Here is a 2,954-nt window from a genome sequence, read left to right on the forward strand (position 1 = left end):
GTTTTTATTAGTGTTAATTAACCGGATATGATATAACGGACTATCTCCATCCAGATTGATGACAAAAAAATCTATATTTAAATTAATCTAGTCTATATTAGGTTATTTCAATGATTTCCCAAACAGAAAACCGCTACTACACCCCAGAAGAATATCTGGAATTAGAAGAAAAAGCAGAAGACAGAAGTGAATATATAGATGGAAAAATTATCCCAATTCCAGGAGGTACAACCAACCACAATAAAATTGCCGGGAATTTTTGCAGAAAGTTTCCTTCTACGGTGCAAGGGCAAGATTATGACATATATATAGTTGATGTAAAGCTATGGATACTGAATTATCATATCTACACTTACCCAGATATTATGGTCATCAAAGGTGAACCTGTTTATGAAGGAACTGGGACAACAAAGATAACTAACCCGTTATTAATAGTTGAAGTTTTATCAAATTCAACTAAAAATTATGACAAAACAGACAAATTTAAATATTACCGTTCAATTCCTGACTTTCAAGAATATATTATGATTGATCAATATAATTTTTCCGTGGAACAATTTGCGAAAAAAGCAGCCGGAGAATGGATTTTTAAGGAATATGAAGGAGAAGATGCAATTTTAAGATTAAATTCTCTCGATTTCCAAATTTCCTTGCAAGAGATTTACGAGCGGGTTAATTTCGACTTGAGTGAGGAATAAGAAACGAACCGCAAAGACGCAAAGAGCGCAAAGGAAAGAAAAAAAGAGAGTTATCACGCTCTTTTTTAGAATTCCTATATGCTGATTCTAGTCTGAAATACGATCGCGAAGTGAAAGCGATCGCTTATGCAAAGTCAGGTATTGCTGATTACTGGATTTTAGATGTCAATCAGCGGAAACTGCATGTATATCGCTTACCAAGTCCAGATGGCTATCAAAGTGAGACGATACTCTCGTTTATATGTGACGATTTCACCGCTGGCATTTGGTGATTGTGCGATCGCTCCACGGGAATTATTACGACCTACAAGACACAGGGGACGAACTTGTGATGATATAGCCGTTCTTAGTTCGATGCAATAGACATCTGGTGAAAAAGATGTAGAGACGTAGCACAGAATCGTCTAATCAAGGGTTTCGGGCAACGCATAATTAATTTTTACCAGATGTCTAATATAAAGTTATATCGTTGCGTGTAGGGGCACGGCATTGCCCATAGGTGTCAACTTAAGCTAGAAATAGCTTAACTATTGGCTTCGTCACCCGCAAGGAACTAAAGTTCAAGGCTAATAGAAGACAGTCTACTTCAGTAGACTCAAGATTTTTCGGGATATTTAGTCATCTTTTAGATGACTTTAGCTATGAGCAAGGAACTTAAGTTCCTTGCGGGACATCGCTTTTACGTTAAGTTGACACCAATGCACTGTAGGCATAGCCTCTGTGTCAGAATGCCTTGAAGCGCAAATCCCCCACACTAGCACCGCGCAAGTCGTCTTCAGATATGTTTGCCCTTGTCTACCTGCCCGCGTTTTGTGCCAGTTGCGTAAATCCTGCACTTGCTAAAATCGGAAGTTTCTTGTATTATAAATAGATAACTCATCCAAAAATCGAAAAATATTTTTTCTCGCGCAGAGCGCGAGAAAATAAAGAAGGGCAAAGAGAATAAGGGCAGAGTGCTAAAGGGCAAAAGTGCAAAGGGCTACTAAGTCCTCGCGACCGCACCCGCACAGACCACCCGAAAACCGAGATAGTTGCCGGTGACGGGGTAGTTGCTGCGAATAGCAGAACGGCAGATTCCAGGGTTGTAGCTCCAAGAACCACCGCGCAGCAGCCGTGAATGATTATCATTCTCGCTTACCCAAGCCTTTGCGTCGGCAGGCGCTTCGTTATAATTTTGATGCCACTCATCCTGACACCATTCCCATATATTACCATGCATATCAAATAAACCAAAGGCGTTTGCGGGAAAAATTCCCACATCTGTTGTTTGCTGACGATATTGACCTTTGGAACCCTGACCATAATTACCTGGGTAAACCTTCCCCTGATAATGCCAGTCTGTACCACGATAATTTGCTAAATCTGTTGTAATCGTTTCACCAAAATAAAACGGGGTAGTTGTTCCGGCTCTACAAGCATATTCCCATTCTGCCTCACTGGGCAAGCGATAGCTTTTCCCAGTTTTGTTAGAGAGTCTGGCACAAAACTCAATTGCATGATTCCAAGAAACGCACTCAACAGGTCGATTAGCACCTTTGAAGTTGGATGGATCTAGCTCTAAATCAATTTTAACTTTTTCCAAAACTGCAACAGCTGCCCATTGAGCTTGCGTGACGGGAAATTTACCCATAAAGAAGGGTTGAACGGTGACAGTGTGCTGTGGACTTTCACTATCACGTCGTTGTAGCTCATTCTCTGGTGAACCCATAAGAAACTGACCACCGGGAATTGCAACCATCTCCAGAACTACACCATTACCCAAGTCTTCTGTAAAAAACTCGGCTCGTCCACGATGACGATTAATTTCACAGGTTTTTCCCAGACCAAACAGTCCTGATTTTAGGGTTATGGTAGCGGTATCGAACTCAAACGGCTGAGTTTGAATTCCTAAAGGAGATTGTGGCTGAGAAATAGGTGTAGATGATTTTCTTTCTCGTTGTTTTTGTAATTCTGCTTGCTGTCTTTGATATTTGGCTCTTTCTTGCTCTTGGTGTAATCTTTCTGCTTCCTGTTGCTGACGCTCATATTCGGCTTGTTTTGGGGCAAGCACTCGCTGTTTAATTGGTGCTATATCTTCATCCCTAAGATTCAGCAATGTCTGTAAGCGTTGCAATCCATTGCGGTTCTTATCACTAATCGGGAATTGCTGTATCTCAGATAAAGCTTGCTGGTAGCTTTGCAATTTTTTCTGTCGCTGCCGATAGGGTTCGAGAACCTCAAACTCAATTGCATTAGCATCTTGATCTGATAATCCCA

Annotated in this window: 3 protein-coding genes; 2 read left to right on the forward strand and 1 reads right to left on the reverse strand. The window is 40.9% G+C overall.

Features of this window, described 5'->3' with window-relative positions; all coding sequences use genetic code 11:
- The first annotated feature begins 110 nt into the window (after positions 1-110).
- Positions 111-698 (forward strand): Uma2 family endonuclease, encoded by a 588-nt coding sequence (locus tag OGM63_RS02930; RefSeq protein ID WP_263744009.1) that lies wholly within the window; start codon positions 111-113, stop codon positions 696-698.
- 110 nt (positions 699-808) lie between these two features.
- The gene (locus OGM63_RS02935) at positions 809-970 is read left to right on the forward strand and encodes a Uma2 family endonuclease (RefSeq protein WP_263744010.1); all 162 of its coding nucleotides are present in this window, start codon (positions 809-811) and stop codon (positions 968-970) included.
- A 710-nt stretch (positions 971-1,680) separates the two neighbouring features.
- On the opposite strand, the gene OGM63_RS02940 is transcribed toward OGM63_RS02935, so the two are convergent.
- On the reverse strand, positions 1,681-2,954 hold a 1,274-nt coding region (locus OGM63_RS02940), incomplete at its 5' end, for a formylglycine-generating enzyme family protein (protein ID WP_263744011.1).

The organism is Plectonema radiosum NIES-515, assembly GCF_025753815.1.
GTDB classification, from domain to species: domain Bacteria; phylum Cyanobacteriota; class Cyanobacteriia; order Cyanobacteriales; family Nostocaceae; genus Hassallia; species Hassallia radiosum_A.